The following is a 17,352-nucleotide window of genomic DNA, read 5'->3' on the forward strand; positions in this document are numbered from 1 at the left end:
CGTTCCGTCGGGTGGCTTCCGCTCCGGTGGCGGCGACCGTCGTGACGACCGCGGCGGCGACCGTGGTGGCTTCCGTCGTGACAACGACCGTCCGTCCGGTGGTTTCCGCCGCGATGACCGTCCGTCGGGTGGCTTCCGCTCCGGTGGCGGCGACCGTCGTGACGACCGCGGTGGCTTCAACCGGGACGACCGTGGCGGCTTCCGCCGCGACGACCGCCCCTCCGGCCACCGGGGCAGCGACCGCCCCTTCAACCGCGACCGCCGCGACGACCGCCCCTCGGGTGGCTTCCGCTCCGGTGGCAGCGACCGTCCGTACGGCCGCCGCGACGACCACCGCGGGGGCACGGGCACCGGCACGAACACCGGCTCCTTCGGGCGCCGTGACGACAAGCCGCGCTGGAAGCGCAACGGCTGATCCCCGGCTCCGCGCCTGATGGGCCCGGACAGCACCGTGAGAGCGGTGGTGTCCGGGCCCATTGCTATGATCCGCGCACTTGTGCGGGTGACGGGCGACGACTGGGGGGTCGGGCGCCTCCTCGCGCTTCTTCAGGGACTTTTCGGGGGGCCTTTCTTGGCCAGACATCGCGTGCGCCGTGGCGCGCTCGCTTCCACATTCGTCGCTGCCTGTGTCGCAGCCGGTCCGCTGCCGCTGGGCCTGCTCGGTGTCGTCCTGGCACTGGGTGGGCCCCCTCTCTTTGAACGGGTTCGAATTTACCTTCCGTTGCCTGTGAGGCGGCTGTTACGATCCGTCCAATTGTGGTGGGGGGCACGGCAAGGGGAGTCCGGCCTGATATTTCAAAGGCCGTGAGCCGCCGTGTCTTTCCCCTGCCGTTTCAGGCTCCTGGGGAGGGACCTTCTTGAAGCGTCATGCGCTCCTGCCTGCATGCACCTCGGCCACCTTGGCCATCGTCATGACCACGGGCCTCGGTCCACTGGCCGCCTCGTCCGCGGTCGCCGCCGACGACCCTTCGGGCGAGGTTGTCCTGCCGGCTCCGGCGCGGTTCCAGCCGGTCGCGGACAAGGTGCTGGAGGTCGGTGCGACTGGATATCTGCATGAGCAGGAGGGCACCACCGGCACTCTCTGGACGGATTACGCCGCCGGTGAGACCAAGCCGCTGACCGCCACCGGGAGCGGGTACGCAGGGATGCGAGCGGCCCTCGACGCGGAGATCCCGGGCGCGCCCCGGACGGTGAGCATTACCGAGCTGGGTTCCGCGTCCGTGCGCAAGATCGAGGTGCCTGAGGGTGCCGGCTGGACGAAGGCGTTCACTGCCGACTCCGTGCTCGTGGACCGCGCTTCCGCGGCGGACGGTGAGCTCACCTCGCTGAGCATCGTACGGATGGAGGGCGGCCAGGCCGTCGAGCGTCCGATCACGGGACTGCCGAAGGGCGTCAAGCTGACGGACGCCGCCGCCTACCACCGGACCAGCACAGGCGCTGTGGTGCTCCTGACCACGCTGGACGGCAGGGTGGAGAAGGAGTACCTCGTCGACTACGGCTCCGCCGAGCTGCGGGAGCTGCCGGACTACCGGGAGGTGGACGTCACCCAGTTCGGGGACAAGCACCTGCTGGACAGGTACAGCGACGCCGGGCGGCAGGTCCGCACTGTGCCGCGCGCCGACCCACTTGCCACGCCCACGGTGACGCAACTGCCGCCGCCGCCTGCCGGATACCGCGATTACAACTGGGAGACGCTGCTGGGCGACTGGATCGTCTTCGGCTGGAGCCGTGAGACGACGGGGATTCCTTCCCTGCCCGGTGTGAAGCTGCAGGCCATACCCGTCGGCGGCGGTGAGGTCCGCGATCTGCTTCCGTACGAATCCCAAGCTCCGGCGATCGCTGCCGACGGCAGCCTCCTGGTCACCGGCGGCAGCAGCTCGGTGGACTGGGCCGTTCGCCGCATCACCGTCGGCCCGGACGGCGCCCCCCGGATCACCAAGGTCAAGGATGTGCCGCCGACGTCGACGACGGTCGACGGGCTTTCGCTGGGTGCCGGGACTCTCCACTACGTGGCGACATCCGACGCGGCCGCGTGGCCGGCTATGTATGAGCACTCTCTCGCGCTCCATGGTGCTCCGGCTGCCGGCGAACGATCACTGAAGAGCACTCTCTACGGGCCCGTGGGTCCGGTGGTGTCGCTCGGCAACGGCAATTCCGCCTATATGAAGGATGGTTATGTCGTTGCGGGTGGGGACCGCTCCCAGATCTACGGGCGGCTGACCGGCGGCACCGGGCGGTATGTCGTGAGCGATGCCGACGCCGACCCCGACACGAGCCAAAAGGGCAATCAGTACGTCGGGGACCTCAAGTCGCTCGACACGCGCCGGTTCGACGGCCAGGACTCTGCCGCCGTCTGGGGTACGACCGTCTGGCTCTCGGACCCGACGGTTCCTTCCGCCCTCTCCTGGTACGACATGAAGACTCACAAGACCTCGTCGGCTCTCGCCATCGGCTCGGGATGCGCCCCCAACGAACTTCAGGCCGTGGGTCGTTGGATCTACTGGAGCTGCGCCAAGGAGGCCAAGGCGGGCGTTTGGGACCAGCAGACCCGGCTGAGCACCCCCGTCCCCTTCGGCCCGGCGCAGCTCGGCGACGGCTTCCTCGTCCGCAAGGACCAGGCGGCGGGCGAGCTCACGCTCTCCGACTTCCACACCGGAGATCCGGCGGCCGTGAAGACGACCGAGTTCGCAACCGTGCCCGTGAACAGCCAATGGACGGTCGACAAGTTCGGTGGCCACGTCGTGTACACCGATGCCCAGCAGCGCATTCACGTCAAGTCGGTGACCGTTCCGCGCTCGCCGATCGGGGTCATCGAGAACCGTACGGACGGCACGGTTCTGAACCTCGCCCGGCCGAACGGCAAGGACAACATCTGGGACAGCACCTGGCAGCTGTCGCGGCCTGCCGCCACATGGAGTGTGGCCTTCAAGGACCCGGCGGGCCGTACCGTACGCACTATCACCTCCACCGACCGCAAGGGCGCCGAAATCTCGGCCACGTGGAACGGCATGGGCGACGACGGCAAGCCTCTGCCCGCAGCTCACTACACCTGGACGCTGAGCGCGGATCCGGGCGACGGCAGCGGGCGTGAGGTGCAGAGCGGCATCGTGCAACTCGCCGATGTCTCCCTTCCCCTCAGGGACTACAACGGCAACGGCGCGGGCGAACTGTTCACCGTGGCCGGGGGCACACTCGGCGCCGAGGAGAACTTCACCGGCGGCAGCGCGGGCGCTTCGCGGACGACCTCGACCGGCTGGAGCGACATCAACCACGTCGTGCCGTTCGGTGATCTGGACGCGGACGGCTGCAACGACGTCGTCGTACGCACCACCACAGGCGACCTCTACCGCTACAGCGCCAAGTGCAAGGGCGTCGTCAGCACCACCAGCCCCAAGGCGAAGATCGGCGCGGGCTTCAACACCTTCGACACCGTGCTGAACTCCGGCGACATGACGGGAGACGGCCGCGCCGACCTGCTCGCCCGCCAGCGCTCAACCGGCGATCTGTATCTGTACGCCGACAACGGCGCCGGCGGCATCAAGGCAGGCGTGAAAATCCCCGGCAAGTGGGACGGCCTGCGCCTGATCGGCGCCGGAGATCTGAACGGTGACGGCCGCGGCGATCTGCTGACCCTGGGCACGGACGGAACGCTGTCGCGTCACAGCGCCACCGGGTACGGGACGTTCACCGCGCCGGTCGTTGTGTTCACGAACTGGGGCGCGGGCCGTGACGTCATCGTCGGGATCGGTGACATCACCGGAGACGGCAAGAACGATCTGGTCTCCCGGGACGCCAATGGCAAGTTGCTCCGTAACAGCGGTGACGGCAAGGGGTCCTTCGGATCCACCGTGCAGATCGGCATGGGCTGGCAGAACTACAGCGCGCTGTACTAGCCGCCGGCCGCCCTGTACGACGATTCACGATCAGAAGGACTCTCCATGAGAATGCGCCGTTCCAGCGGGCGAGCCGCGGCCACCGCCGTTGTCCTCGCCTTGGGCGGAACTCCGGTCCTGGCCATCGGCCCGGTCGCGGCAGCCGCCGAAGTGCCGGTCGCGGAAGAGACAGTGATCCCGGCCGACGCCCGTTTCGCGCCACGCGCCGAGACGCTGACGCAAGCCGGAACGAACGGCTATATGCACGTGCAGGAGGGCACGAACGGCTCCGTGTGGACCGACTATGCCTCCGGGGAGACGGAGCCGATCGCCCCCCTGAGCAGCTATGGCGTTTCCCATTCGGGCCTGCGCCTCATGTTCAGCCCTAACCTGGTGTCCGAGCCGCGTACGGCGACCATCCGTGATCTGTCCACCAAGTCCGTGAAGCAGGTGGAAATCCCCGCAGGTGCCATCCATGTCGGATACAACGCGGACTCCGTCACCGTCGTCCTGCGCACGGACGGTGTCGTCACCGGTATGAGCATCCTGCGGTCGGTCGACGGCACGACCGAGGAGCGGCCGGTCGACGGGGTCCCGTCCGGCATGACGATGGATACTTCGTACAGCTGGCCGGACACCAGGGGTACCGTCGTCAATCTGCGGGCGAGCGGCAAGACGTATCGCTACATACTCGACTACCCGTCCGCCACGCTGCGCAAGCTCGCCCCCGAGATGGCGGGCCACGCCCTCTACCTCGGTGAGAGGTATGTCCTGGGAGTCCCGGCCGGAGGCTCGGGGCCTCTGCTCACCGTCCCGCGCGACAACGTGTCGGCGACGCCCGTGGCGACCGTGCTGCCCGCGCCGGCCGCCGGGGAGTACTCGACCGGGACGTTCCGCACGGTCGGTGACCACATCGTCTTCCGGCGGAACATCGACACCTACCGTGCCTACGACCTGCCGGGGTACAAGCTTCAGACGATTCCGGTGGGCGGCGGCGCAGTCCGCGACCTGCTGCCTTACGCCGATGACCAACTGACGGTCGCGCCTGACGGAAGCGCCATCGCCGTCGGCGGCACCAAGGCCAGTGACTGGGCGTTGCACCGGATCTCGGTCGGCGCGGACGGCAGCCTCGCGGTCACCAGGCTGCGGGACGTACCGCCCATGCCGGCACCGGTCGAGGGCCTGGCGCTCGGCGGCGGCAGACTCAGCTATGTCGGCCGAACCGACGCACATACGCTCAAGAGCCTGTACGAGCGCGATGTGGCGGTCGACGGGACTCCCACGGTGGGCGAGCGCCGGATCCGCGGCTACGTGGTGGGGGCATGGTCGGGGGTGCAATCCCTCGGCAATGGGTACACCGCGATCGCCAACGGATGGGGCGTAGAGGCGCCGCGCGCCACCAACACCGCCAAGGTGGTCCAGCTCGGCCAACCGGCGAGCCTCGTGGACGCGAACGGCCGCTACACGGTGATCAACGGGCCGGACGGGACCAGCCAGAAGCAGTACATCGGCGACTTCGAGCAGTACAGCTCGGACAATGTTGTGCTCACGCGCGCCGCCACAGCCGCGTCCGTGTGGGGCACGACGCTCTGGAAGCCGGGCACGGCCACGGGGACCGTCAGCTGGTACGACCTCAAGTCGAAGAAGAGCTCCGCGGATCTGGCCATCGGCTCGGGATGCGTGCCCAATGAGCTTCAGGCGGTGGGGCGTTGGCTCTACTGGTCCTGCGGCCCGGCCGGCAAGGCTGGAGTGTGGGACCAGAGGACCCGCAAGAGCAGCGTCGTTCCGCCGGGCGAGGCACTGCTCGGGGATGGTTTCGTGGTCCGTAAGGACATCGCCGCGGGCAAGCTGATGCTGACCGACTTCCATGCCGGCGGTGGTACGGCCGCGACGACGACCGAGTTCGCCGATGTGCCCGCGGGGGGAACCCAGTCCGGGCGGCGGCTCAACTGGACCGTCGACAAGTTCGGTGGCCACGTCGCGTACATCGACGCCCAGCAGCGCGTGCACATCAAGGCGGTGACCGTGCCCCGCTCCCCGATCGGTGTCGCCGAGTCGCAGTCCGCGACCGGCATCAATTTCTCGGTGAACGGGGAGGGCCGCCGCGACACCTGGAAGGGCAGCTGGCTGCTGACCCGCCCCGCCGTCCGCTGGAGCCTTGCTTTCAAGAACTCTTCGGGCCGTGTCGCGAAGACGATCACGACCACGGACCGGGAGGGGGCACAGATTGCCGTCACCTGGGACGGCACGGGTGACGACGGAAAGATGATCTACAGCGGCAGGTACACCTGGACGCTGAGCGCCGACCCCGGGGACGGTACCGGGACCCGAACGGTGGGAAGTGGGGCCGTGGCTGTCTACGGAGCCGCCACACCCTTCCGGGACTACGACGGCGACGGGGCACCCGAACTGCTCACAACGCGCGGCGGTGCGCTCACCAGCCACCAGGGGCTCTACGCCGGGAACTACACCGGCGCCTCCCTCCGTTCCACGAGCGGCTGGACCGAGAGCAACCTCTTCGTTCCCTTCGGCGACATGGACGGCGACCGCTGCAACGACCTGCTCGCACGCACCACCGCCGGAGACCTCTACCGCTACGGAGTCCAGTGCGAGGGCGTGCCCAGCACCTCGAGCCCCAAGGCCAGGATCGGCGCCGGGTTCGGCCAGTTCGACACCATGGCCAGCCCTGGCGATCTGACCGGTGACGGCCGGGTCGATCTGATCGCCCGCCAGCGCTCCACCGGCGATCTGTATCTGTACGCCGACAATGGCGCGGGCGGCCTGAGCGCACCCGTGAAGATCGGCGCCAAGTGGACCGGCTACCGTGCCGTCATCGGTGCCGGAGACCTGAATGGCGACGGCATCGGGGATGTCCTCGCCGTAGACAAGGCCAACTCGCTGTGGCGCTACGACGGTTCCGCGACGGGCTCGCTCAAGCCACGGGTACTGGTCTTCGGCAACAACTGGGCCGTCGGCCGCAATGCGTTTGTCGGTGTCGGTGACCTCACCGGTGACGGCAGGAACGACCTGGTTTCCCGCAACGCTGCCGGTGATCTGCTGCGCAATCCCGGTAACGGCAAGGGTTCGTTCGGGTCGACCGTGAAGATCGGGGCCGGCTGGCAGCGCTATACGAGGCTCTTCTAGCAGGGCGGTTGGTCCGAAAGGGGCCCGTTCGGTGCCGTCCTGGCACCGGGCGGGCCCGCTCTTTGAACGGGTTCGAAAGATGCTTCCGTTGCCTGTGAGGCGGCTCTTACGATCCGTCCACTTGCATGGGGGCCTGACTGGGGGGCCAGTCACCAATTTCGTTCGCACCAGGCCACATTGATGCCCCATGCCCTGTTTCTTCTTTCATGGGGAGTGCCTGAGTGGCCAGTCGTGCCGTCGTCCGAGTCACCACAGCAGCCGCCGCAGCTGTATCACTCGCACTGGGTATCGGTATCGGCCCCGTCGGGGCCCAAGCGGACCCGGTCGAGCCCGCTGCCGCCGTGGAGATCCCGACCACGTTCCGTACGACCCCTCGGGCGCTCGGGCTCTTGGGAACCGGGACGTACCAGCAGGCCGACGCGGCAGGCGCGCAGGGTGTTTTCCACACGCAGGAAGGTGTGGCCGGCAAGCTCTGGACCCGCTATTCGGACGGCCGTACGTTTTCCGCACAGCGGACGGGGACCGGCGCCCTCAGCCGGACGGTCGGCACCGGAGCGGACACCCTCGCCTACATCAGCGGCAGCGATGTCGAACTGCGCGATCCGGCCGCCGGGACCTCGCAGTTCGTGACGGTGCCGGAGGGACTGTCGTACAGCGGGGTGTACGGCAGCACGGTGGTCGCGGTGAAGCGCGAGACCGTCGTGGTCGACGGCTCGTCCACCTCACGGATCACCGAGGTGCACCTCCTGGATTCCGCCGAGGACGGCAGTACCCGGGACCGGCTCGTCACCGGGCTGCCCGACGGGGGCCTCTACGGCCCGGCCGTCGGCGGTGATGCGACGACCGTCGTGCTGCGGGTCAAGGTGGGCGACACTCTTCGCCTGGCGACGGTCGATGTCGCCACCGCGCGGGTGACCGCCTACACGGCATCGGCCGACATCCAGGGAGTGCTGCTGTCACCGAAGTACCTCGGCTGGTACAGCGTGAGTGGCGCGATCAAGGTCGTACCGAGGTCCGACATCACGGCCGCCCCGGTCGAACTCACGGCCCCTGGGCCGCAGGAGCGCGCCGGCTATGAGATCGCCCTGGTCGGGGACTGGGTCGTCCACACCAATCCGAGTACGAACCGGCTCATGGCGACGCCCATCGCCGGGGGCACGCCCCGGACGCTGCTTGCCAAGAGCACGTCCCGGCTCTCGCAGGCTCCTGACGGCACTGTTCTCGTGGTCGGCGGCGAGGACGCCGACGACTGGGCCTTGCGCCGGATCGGCGCAGGCCCTGACGGTGCGCCCGTTCTGACCTCGGTGCTGGACCTGCCGCCCGTGCCCGCGCCGGTGCGCGGAATCGCCGCCGGGAACGGGTACCTGCTCTCCACGGATGCGAGCACCGGCACGTTCCGTGCCCAGTTCCGGATGCTGGAGGTACACGGAACGCCCACGCAGCTGATCCAGCGGACCTTGAACGGCACGTTCGCGGGCTGTGCCCAGGATGATCCGGGGTGCGCCGCCCTGAAGACCCTGGGTGACGGGCGCTTCGCGTACGTAGTGCGCTACCCGGGGTCGACCGTCGGGGACGAGATCCGGCTCATCGATTCCAACTACGCGACCTCGCTCTACAGCACCGGCACCCACGGCGGCAGCGTCACCGACGCCGCCGGCCGGTACGTGATCTACACCAACCCGGCTGTCCACCAGCAGCTGGTCATCGACGTCACAGGGCAGCAGCCGGTGCTGACGCGGGCCGCTTCGGCCGCCGCCGTGTGGGCGGGGCAGCTGTGGAGCCCGGGCGCCACGGCCGGGACGGTGACCGCGTACGACCTGGCGGCCAAGAGGACCACGGAGACGGTCGACACGGGTGCGGGCTGCGTTCCCGAGGAACTGCAGACGCTCGGACGCTGGCTCTACTGGTCCTGCGGGGCGAGCGGCGGTGCCGGGATTTACGACCGTACGGCCAAGAAGAGCATCGCCGTTGCAGCCGACGAGGCGCTGCTGGGCGACGGTTACCTGGTCCGCCACGACAAGACCGCAGGCAAGCTGGAACTGACCGACTTCTCGGGCGGTACGGCCGTGGACCGTGAGGTCGCCGATCTCCCTGCGACCGCAACCTCGCAGCGCGGGATCCGCTGGACGGTGGACAAGTTCGGCGGGCACATCGCCTATGCGGACGCGGTGGAGCGGATGCATGTCGTGCCCACCGGGGTGGCGACCCAGCCGCTCTCCGTCTCGGAGGTGTCGAAGACCGTCACCGGGGACGGCAGCAATGGAGGCGAGTGGCAGTTCTCGGGTGTTCTGTCCAAGCCGGCCAACTCCGTGACAGTGGCGGTCAAGGACAAGACCACCGGTGCCGTGATCCGCACCATGCGCGGCAACGAGGAGGTCCGCGGACACCTCGAGCGTTCTTGGGACGGCCGGTCGGACAGCGGACGTCTGATGCCGGACGGCGCATACACCTGGACGCTGACCGCGCAGCCCGCCGACGGGCACGGTGCCCCGCTTACTTTGACCGGACTGTTCACGCAGACCCATGGTGCGCCGGCCCGGCGGGACTTCTCGTATCCCCGGGACGGCGTCGGTGACCTGGTCGCTCTCGACCGCGACGACGCCATGCGCTTCCACTTGGGCAACGGTGCCGGAGGCTTCAGGAGCGGTGGCTTCATGTATTGGTACAACGTCACACAGGCGGTCCCCCTCGGTGACATGAACGGTGACCGCTGCAACGATCTGATCGTGCGTGAGAGCGACGGATCTCTCGAGCGCATCAATGGGCGTTGCACCTCATCGGGTGGCCCGCTCGACGACTCCGCGCAGGGACTGGGCAGCGGCTGGAACCAGTTCAATGTGCTGACCTCACCAGGTGATCTGACGGGCGACGGACGCCCGGACCTGGTGGCGCGTCAGGCCTCCACCGGCGATCTGTATCTGTACGCGGACAACGGCTCGGGCGGTCTGAAGGCCCGCGGCAGGATCGGCGCCAAGTGGACGGCGTACCGAGCGGTGTTCGGTGCCGGGGATCTGAACGGCGACGGGATCGGCGACCTGCTGGCGGTCGACAAGACGAATTCGCTGTGGCGGTACGACGGTACGGCGACGGGTGCGCTGAAGCCGCGCGTGCTGGTGTTCGGCAACAACTGGGGCTTCGGCCGGAATGCGTTCGTCGGCGTCGGTGACATCACCAAGGACGGGAAGCCGGATCTCATCTCCCGCAACGCGGCCGGCCACTTGCTGCGCAACAACGGAAACGGCAAGGGTTCGTTCGGATCGACAGTGAAGATCGGAACGGGCTGGCAGAACTACCGGGCGCTGTTTTAGGCCACGGGCTTGGCGCATGTGGTGCCCCCGGCAAGGGAATTGCTGGGGGCATGACAGATGACGCCAGTACGGGGAAGCCCCCGCCAGTCGGCTCCGCGCCCGCGCCCGAATCCGTATCCACCCCACCCTCCGCAGGGTCCGACGAGGAGCGCCTGGCCCAGCTCGGCTACACGCAGGTCCTCGCCCGCAGGATGTCGGCGTTCTCCAACTACGCCGTCTCCTTCACGATCATCTCGGTCCTCTCCGGGTGTCTCACCCTCTATCTCTTCGGCATGAACACCGGCGGCCCGGTCCTCATCACCTGGGGCTGGGTCGCCGTCGGCCTGATGACCCTGATCGTGGGTCTGGCGATGGCCGAGATCTGTTCGGCATACCCGACCTCCGCGGGCCTGTATTTCTGGGCCCACCGGCTGGCACCGCCGCGCACCGCGGCCGCCTGGGCCTGGTTCACGGGCTGGTTCAATGTCCTCGGCCAGGTCGCCGTCACGGCGGGTATCGACTTCGGCGCCGCGTCCTTCCTCGGCGCGTATCTCAATCTCCAGTTCGGCTTCGAGGTCACGCCCGGCCGTACGATCCTGCTGTTCGCCGGGATCCTGGTGCTGCACGGCCTCCTCAACACCTTCGGCGTACGCATCGTCGCGATCCTCAACAACGTCAGCGTCTGGTGGCATGTACTGGGCGTCGCCGTGATCGTCGGCGCGCTCGCTTTCGTCCCCGACTCCCACCAGTCGGCGTCATTCGTCTTCACCGAGTTCGTCAACAACACCGGCTGGGGCAGCGGCCTCTATGTCGTCCTCATCGGCCTGTTGATGGCCCAGTACACCTTCACCGGCTACGACGCCTCGGCCCATATGACCGAGGAGACCCACGACGCCGCGACCGCCGGCCCGCGCGGCATCGTCAGCTCCATCTGGACCTCCTGGATCGCGGGCTTCGTCCTGCTGCTCGGCTTCACCTTCGCCATCCAGTCGTACGAAGGTGCCCTGACCTCCTCGACGGGAGCACCGCCGGCCCAGATCCTCCTGGACGCCCTCGGCGCCACCGCCGGAAAGCTGCTGCTCCTGGTCGTCGTCGGCGCCCAGCTCTTCTGCGGAATGGCCTCGGTCACCGCCAACAGCCGCATGATCTACGCCTTCTCCAGGGACGGCGCCCTGCCGTTCTCGGAGGTCTGGCACACGGTCAGCCCCCGCACGCGCACCCCCGTCGCAGCGGTGTGGCTCGCGGCCGGCGGTGCCCTTCTTCTCGGTCTGCCGTACCTGATCAATGTCACCGCGTACGCGGCCGTGACCTCGATCGCTGTCATCGGCCTATACATCGCGTACGTCATCCCCACCCTGCTGCGGCTGTTCCGGGGCGACGACTTCGAACGCGGCCCCTGGCACCTGGGCCGCTGGTCCCGCCCCATCGGCATCGTCGCGGTGGCCTGGGTCGCGGTGATCACCGTGCTCTTCATGCTCCCGCAGGTCTCCCCGGTGACCGCGGAGACCTTCAACTACGCCCCCGTCGCGGTTCTGGTGGTCCTCGGCTTCGCGGCGACCTGGTGGCTGGCCTCGGCCCGGCACTGGTTCCTCAACCGCGACCATCCGCGCACGATCGCCCGCGAGACGGCGCGGGCGACGGCGCGCGAGACTGCGGGGACGACGCCGGGCGAGTGACCTGCGGCGGACCACGACGGGCCGGTGATCCGATACCCGATCGGCTCACCGGTTCCGTCCGGCTATGCTCGGGGGTGTTGTGCCGAGGGCCGTTAGCTCAATTGGCAGAGCAGCGGACTTTTAATCCGTTGGTTGTGGGTTCGAGTCCCACACGGCCTACCTGCGGCAGGGAGGGGAGATCCCCTCTGACCTGCTACTTAGCGCCTCGACCGGTTTCGACCGGCCGGGGCGCTTCGTCCTTCCCGGCCTCGTGCGTGAGCGGACGGCCTCGTTCATCGCGGCGCGGACGGTGCGGTCAACCTGGTGGGCCGTGCCGACCTTGCCGCCCCCGTCCTGGTCTTCGGGTATCTGCACCTCGCCGCCGTATTGTGCGGTCAGGTCAGCGATCATTTTCAGTCCCCAGCCTCCGCCGTTGGGGCGGGATGCGGGCAGGGCGCTGGGGCAGTGAGGGTGGCGGTCGTGCACTGCGATGACGAGGTGGCCTGCGCGGATGTAGACGGAAATGTCGACGTGCGGGGAGCGTTCCGCCGCATGGATCACGCTGTTGGTGACCAGTTCCGCGCTGAGTGCTGGTGCTAGTTCCAGGGGAGCTGGGACCTGTGGGACCAATAGGTGTGCGGGGTCTCGGCGAGGTCGGTGAGCTGGGCGAGTTGGTCGGTGCTGAGGTGCACGGTGGTGGCGAGCAGGTTGGAGGTGAGCTGGGGGGTTGTCGCTGCCCCGGACAGGACGATGTGAGCCCAGGGCTGGCGGAGTGCGGCGGCCAGCGCGACAGCGTCGCATGAGGTGTGCGTAGCCCCCTCGATCGGGGCGAGGACGGGGTGCAGAGCTAGGTGGGGCTGGGCGAGGCGGCCATTGGCGAGGGCTTCCTTGACGATGACCGTACGGCCTGCGTCGTACGCCTCGGACAGAGCCGGTCCGGCAGAGGGCTCCAGCAGGTTCCAGGTGGCCTGCACGCTGCGGAACAGGGGTTCACCGTCGACGGCGATGTCAAGGGCGGCGCGGATGGCGTCGCGCTGGTTCGGGCCGCTCGTGGACAGGCCCACGGTGACTCCCTGGGCGGCCAGTTCGGCGAGTCGGTGGTGCAAGGTGGTGTCTGTGAGGACGGTGCTGTCGGGGGTGACCGAGTGGACCTGGTAGAGGTCGAGCCGTTCGCCGAGAAGGGATCGGGTCTCGGCGAGCTGCCGGTCGTAGGTGCCGGTGCTGTGGTCCTTGACCTCCTGGGTCGGGGCGTCGACGCGCCAGTCAGCGGTGTACGTGTAGCCCCACTTGCTGCCGACGAGCAGATCCCGGGGGTGCCACGGCTCTTCAGCCAGTCGGCGAGGAACTCCTCGGCCCGGCCGTAGGAGCGCGCGGTGTCGATGTAGCGGATGCCGCGGGCGTAGGCGAGGTCGAGGAGTTCGTGCGCGTGCCGCCGCATCGCGGCGACAGTGCGCCCGGCCGGCAGATCGCTCTCGTGTCCGAGGGTGATGTAGCCGGGTCGGCCGACCGCGGCCAGGCCCAGACCCATCCGTTCGATCGACGCCCGGGGATGTGCGGGGGACATAGGCATGGTCGGCAGCTTCCGGTGCGGTGCGGGTGGGCCGGGCTATTCGGCGGCGGCGAGGATATCCGCCAGGGCGGTGACCGCCCGGTCCGCGTCGGGGCCCTCGGCACGCACGGTCACCGTGGTTCCGGTGGTGGCGCCCAGGCCCATCACGGCAAGGACGCCCGTGGGGTTGACCGTTCTGCCCGCGTACTCGAGCTGTACGGCACTGGTGAAGCCGGCAGCAGCGCGGGCGAGCCGGCCCGCCGGGCGGGCGTGCAGGTTGGCGGGCAGGACGACGGTGATCTCGTGTTCGGCGGTAGGCGCAGTGGCTGCGGTGGTCGTGGCGTATGAAGTGGTCGCGGTGCGTGCGGTGGTCGTGGCGTAGGCAGTGGTCGCGGTGTCTGCGGTGGACTCAGAGCTTGGGGACATTGCGGGCCTCCTTGGCGGCCTTGGAAACGGTCTCCAGGTCGGCGCCGGATGCGGCGGTGACTACGGCTGCGACAGCTCCCTCGACGAAGGGCGCGTCGACGATCAGCACGTCGGAGCGGGGATGGTCTTCCAGAACGGTGCGGGCGGTGAGGACTGAACTGCCCAGGTCGGGAAGTACGACAACGCCGCCTCCGCGATCGGCATCCCGGATCGCGGCGAGAACGAGGTCATAGCTGGTGCCGATCCGGCCTTCGGCGGTCCCCCCGGCCGTGGCGACGGGGACATTGTCGGAGCCGATCTGCTCCACCAGCAGGCGAAGGCCCGCGGCGAGCTCGGCGCTGTGGGACACGAGTACGATGCCGACGAGTGCGCTCATGAACGCATACGCTAAATCTCGGAACGGGATTCAGCAATATTGAACAAGGAGTTTTTTATGGTGCAGGCGGTGCAGCGGGCGGCGCAGATCCTGCGGGAGCTCGCGTCCACAGGGCCCCGGCTGGGTGTGACCGAGCTGGCCGACCGCCTGGGTGTGGCCAAGCCCACCGTCCATGCCCTGCTCCGCACGCTGGAGGCCGAGGGGATGGTGGTCCAGGACCGAGACAGCTCCAAGTACCAGCTCGGCCCGGGCCTGGTGCGGCTGGGCAACGCCTACCTGGACACCCAGGAGCTGCGCACCCGCTCGCTGACCTGGGCGGACCAACTCGCCACCCGGGCGGGCGAAGCGGTGTGGGTGGCCGTCCTCACCGACGACCACATCCTGGTGGTGCACCACGCCTTCCGGCCGGAGGGCGCCGTGCAGATCCTCGAAGTGGGCGCCAGTATCCCGTGGAGCACCTGCGCCCTCGGCAAGGCCATCGTGGCCTTCGCTCCGGCGGCCGAGCGCAAGCGGCTGCTCGCCGGCGAGCTTGCGGTCCTCACCGGCACCAGCGTCACCGACCCGAAGGAGCTGGCGGGCCAGCTGGGCGAAGTCCTCAAGACGGGTTACGCGCTGGAGGACCAGGAGTCCGCCATCGGTGACGCCGGCATTGCGGCCCCCGTCTTCGACCGCTCCGGCGAGGTGGTGGGTGCCATCGGCATTGTGGGTCCAGTCGAGCGTCTGCTGGCCGAAACGGCACGTCAGGAGCTTGCTGTCGCTGTCCGCGAGACCGCCCGCAACCTCTCCCGCGACCTGGGCGCACCCCGGGGAACCGCCCGGCGCGCAAACACCTGACTCGCCCGGGGCGCAAGCGACCCCGGCCCGCCCCGCGTGCATGCATCCTGACCCGCCCGCCCCGTGCGCCCGAGATTCCCTCCCCAGTCGGGCCGCAACGCCCGAGCAGCACGGTCGCGCCCCTGATAAAGGCCCACGGCACCCGCCGTGGGCCTTTTCGCTGTGGTGGAAGGCCGCGGTTCCGGACCTCTTGACAGTCGCGAAACCCAGGCTTAACGTCCGAACAACGTTCATCAATGATGAACACTTTTGCCGGAAGCCCCTATCCGGTTCCCTTGAGCCGGCCGCCAGGCTGCTTGTTCCCCGACCACAGACTGGCGGCCACCTCCCTTCACAGCCCGCTCCGCGCGGAGGAGGTGAGACGCCCAATACGCCGCTCGGCGTTGGGCGCCATCATGGAAGAGAACACTTACCCTCAGAAGCTTCTCGCCGAGATGCTGGGCACCGCGGTGCTGGTGTTCATCGGCGTCGGTTCGGTCCCCGCCACGCTCGTCATCGGCGGCCAGGCCCCGTTCACCATGGCCGAGCTGGGAATGATCTCGCTCGCGTTCGCCACGGCCGTCATAGCCATGGTCTACGCGATCGGTCACATCTCCGGCTGCCAGATCAACCCGGCCATCACCCTGGCGCTGGCCGTCACCACGAAGATGCCCTGGCGGGACGTCCCCGGCTATATCGCCGCCCAGGTGACCGGTGCACTCCTGGGATCGCTGGCGATCGTCGGCGTACTCGGCCACAAAGCCGTGGACGTCGGTCTGGGCATCGCCACGTACGGCCCCCAAATCAGTACGGGCCAGGCCTTCTTCGCCGAAGCCATCGGCACGCTCATCCTGGCCTTCGTCGTCTTCGGCGCCATCGACCGCCGCTCGTCCGGTGGCTTCGCCGGCCTCGCCATCGGTCTGGCCGTGTTCGCCATCATCATCCCGGTCGCGCCGGCCACCGCCGCCGCCATCAACCCTGCCCGCGCCATTGGCCCCATGATGATCGGTCAGCTGTTCGGCGGCACAGTCCACTGGAACCAACTGCCCGTCTACCTGATCGCCGAGGCCGTCGGCGCTGTCGCGGGCGGTTTGCTCTACGCCGCCTTGAACGCCCGCCGCCGCGCCGCCGGCGTGGCCGAGCAACCGGCCGAGCCGGTCGCGGCCCCTGAAGGAGTCCTGTCGTGAAGAAGCTCATCAACGCACCCGAGGCCGTTCTCGACGACGCCCTCGCCGGGGTCGCCGCCGCCCATCCCCAGCTGCGCGTCGACACCGAGAACAAGGTGATCACCCGGGCCACGGGCACCAGGCCCGGCAAGGTCGCCCTCATCTCCGGCGGCGGCTCCGGCCACGAGCCGCTGCACGGCGGATTCGTGGGAATGGGCATGCTGGACGCCGCCTGTCCGGGCGAGGTCTTCACCTCACCCGTGCCCGGGCAGATGCTCACCGCCGCCCAAGCCGTCGACGGCGGTACGGGCGTGTTGTTCATCGTGAAGAACTACACCGGGGACGTCCTCAACTTTCAGATGGCCGCCGAACTGGCCACCGACGAAGGCATCGCGGTCGAGAGCGTCCTGGTCGACGACGACGTCGCCGTCCAGGACTCCACCTGGACCGCCGGGCGCCGGGGCACCGGAGCCACCGTCTTCGTCGAGAAGATCGCCGGGGCCCTGGCCGAACAGGGCGCCGACCTGGCCGCCGTCGCGAAGGCAGGACGCCAGGTCAACGCCGCCTCCCGGTCCTTCGCCGTCGCCCTGACCGCCTGCACCACCCCCGCCTCCGGCAAACCCGGCTTCGACCTGCCCGAGGACGAGATCGAGGTCGGCGTCGGCATCCACGGCGAACCCGGACGCAGCAGGGAAAAGCTCCGTCCGGCCAAGGAGATCGTGGCCACCGCCCTGGACGCGATCCTCGCCGACCAGCCCCTCACCGCAGGGGACGAGACCATCGTCATGGTCAACGGCCTGGGCGCCACACCCCTGCTGGAGCTGTACGTGGCCTTCAACGAGGTCGCCGCCGTACTCGCGGACAAGGGCATCGTCATCGCCCGCAACCTGATCGGAAACTACGTCACCAGCCTGGACATGGCTGGTGTTTCGATCACTGTGTGCAAGGCCGATGCCGACATCCTGTCCCTGTGGGACGCGCCCGTGAACACCCCCGCCCTGCGCTGGGGAGTCTAGGAAGAACCGGGCGGGTCCGGTACACGTGAGAGTTCCGGACTCGCCCCC

The 17,352-nt window shown here is 68.7% G+C and carries 10 protein-coding genes, 1 tRNA gene and 2 pseudogenes; 9 read left to right on the forward strand and 4 right to left on the reverse strand.

Annotation, left to right across the window (positions count from 1 at the left end; translation table 11 throughout):
- From ABZS64_RS18585 to ABZS64_RS18610, 6 genes and pseudogenes are all read left to right on the forward strand, one after another.
- Positions 1–415, forward strand: a pseudogene (locus ABZS64_RS18585) (RNA helicase); the annotation flags it as partial.
- Positions 416–911: 496 nt separating this feature from the next.
- Entirely contained in the window at positions 912–3,893 is a 2,982-nt protein-coding gene (locus ABZS64_RS18590; RefSeq protein WP_355830294.1) for an FG-GAP-like repeat-containing protein, read from the forward strand.
- Between the two features lie 45 nt (positions 3,894–3,938).
- Positions 3,939–7,016, forward strand: a complete 3,078-nt coding sequence (locus tag ABZS64_RS18595) for an FG-GAP-like repeat-containing protein (RefSeq protein ID WP_355830296.1) — start codon at positions 3,939–3,941, stop codon at positions 7,014–7,016.
- A 221-nt stretch (positions 7,017–7,237) separates the two neighbouring features.
- The gene (locus ABZS64_RS18600; protein WP_355830299.1) at positions 7,238–10,324 is read left to right on the forward strand and encodes an FG-GAP-like repeat-containing protein; all 3,087 of its coding nucleotides are present in this window, start codon (positions 7,238–7,240) and stop codon (positions 10,322–10,324) included.
- 50 nt (positions 10,325–10,374) lie between these two features.
- On the forward strand, positions 10,375–11,979 hold the full coding sequence (locus ABZS64_RS18605; protein WP_355830301.1) for an amino acid permease: 1,605 nt from the start codon (positions 10,375–10,377) through the stop codon (positions 11,977–11,979).
- An 86-nt stretch (positions 11,980–12,065) separates the two neighbouring features.
- Positions 12,066–12,138 (forward strand) — tRNA-Lys (locus ABZS64_RS18610).
- Here the strand turns inward: ABZS64_RS18610 and ABZS64_RS18615 are convergent.
- The 4 genes and pseudogenes from ABZS64_RS18615 to dhaM form a co-directional block, all read right to left on the reverse strand.
- On the reverse strand, positions 12,136–12,588 hold the full coding sequence (locus tag ABZS64_RS18615; RefSeq protein WP_355830304.1) for an ATP-binding protein: 453 nt from the start codon (positions 12,586–12,588) through the stop codon (positions 12,136–12,138). The genes ABZS64_RS18610 and ABZS64_RS18615 overlap by 3 nt on opposite strands.
- Positions 12,555–13,528: pseudogene (locus tag ABZS64_RS18620) on the reverse strand (aldo/keto reductase). Before ABZS64_RS18620 ends, ABZS64_RS18615 begins: the two are co-directional and overlap by 34 nt.
- A gap of 36 nt (positions 13,529–13,564) precedes the next feature.
- Positions 13,565–13,933: an HPr family phosphocarrier protein gene (locus ABZS64_RS18625; RefSeq protein WP_355830305.1), complete on the reverse strand. Its 369-nt coding sequence runs from the start codon at positions 13,931–13,933 to the stop codon at positions 13,565–13,567.
- Positions 13,917–14,309: a dihydroxyacetone kinase phosphoryl donor subunit DhaM gene (dhaM, locus tag ABZS64_RS18630; protein ID WP_355830308.1), complete on the reverse strand. Its 393-nt coding sequence runs from the start codon at positions 14,307–14,309 to the stop codon at positions 13,917–13,919. The genes ABZS64_RS18625 and dhaM overlap by 17 nt, the downstream gene beginning before the upstream one ends.
- A gap of 57 nt (positions 14,310–14,366) precedes the next feature.
- Here dhaM and ABZS64_RS18635 point away from each other — a divergent pair, with 57 nt between their 5' ends.
- The 3 genes from ABZS64_RS18635 (at position 14,367) to dhaK (ending at position 17,304) form a co-directional block, all read left to right on the forward strand.
- Positions 14,367–15,143 carry an IclR family transcriptional regulator gene (locus tag ABZS64_RS18635; RefSeq protein ID WP_355830311.1) on the forward strand — a complete coding sequence of 259 codons (777 nt, stop codon included), beginning with the start codon at positions 14,367–14,369 and terminating at the stop codon, positions 15,141–15,143.
- 395 nt (positions 15,144–15,538) lie between these two features.
- On the forward strand, positions 15,539–16,309 hold the full coding sequence (locus tag ABZS64_RS18640; RefSeq protein WP_355830314.1) for an aquaporin: 771 nt from the start codon (positions 15,539–15,541) through the stop codon (positions 16,307–16,309).
- Positions 16,306–17,304 carry a dihydroxyacetone kinase subunit DhaK gene (gene dhaK, locus ABZS64_RS18645; RefSeq protein ID WP_355830317.1) on the forward strand — a complete coding sequence of 333 codons (999 nt, stop codon included), beginning with the start codon at positions 16,306–16,308 and terminating at the stop codon, positions 17,302–17,304. Before ABZS64_RS18640 ends, dhaK begins: the two co-directional genes overlap by 4 nt.
- The last annotated feature ends 48 nt before the right edge of the window (positions 17,305–17,352 follow it).

It is taken from the genome of Streptomyces sp. NPDC005408 (genome assembly GCF_040606445.1).
Lineage (GTDB): Bacteria > Actinomycetota > Actinomycetes > Streptomycetales > Streptomycetaceae > Streptomyces.

Bases quoted from the DNA above. Each gene is read 5' to 3' on its own strand.
- ABZS64_RS18590 (WP_355830294.1), top strand. From the start codon at position 912: ATGACCACGGGCCTCGGTCCACTGGCCGCCTCGTCCGCGGTCGCCGCC.
- ABZS64_RS18595 (WP_355830296.1), top strand. From the start codon at position 3,939: ATGAGAATGCGCCGTTCCAGCGGGCGAGCCGCGGCCACCGCCGTTGTC.
- ABZS64_RS18605 (WP_355830301.1), top strand. From the start codon at position 10,375: ATGACAGATGACGCCAGTACGGGGAAGCCCCCGCCAGTCGGCTCCGCG.
- ABZS64_RS18625 (WP_355830305.1), bottom strand. From the start codon at position 13,933: ATGTCCCCAAGCTCTGAGTCCACCGCAGACACCGCGACCACTGCCTAC.
- dhaM (WP_355830308.1), bottom strand. From the start codon at position 14,309: ATGAGCGCACTCGTCGGCATCGTACTCGTGTCCCACAGCGCCGAGCTC.
- ABZS64_RS18635 (WP_355830311.1), top strand. From the start codon at position 14,367: ATGGTGCAGGCGGTGCAGCGGGCGGCGCAGATCCTGCGGGAGCTCGCG.
- ABZS64_RS18640 (WP_355830314.1), top strand. From the start codon at position 15,539: ATGGAAGAGAACACTTACCCTCAGAAGCTTCTCGCCGAGATGCTGGGC.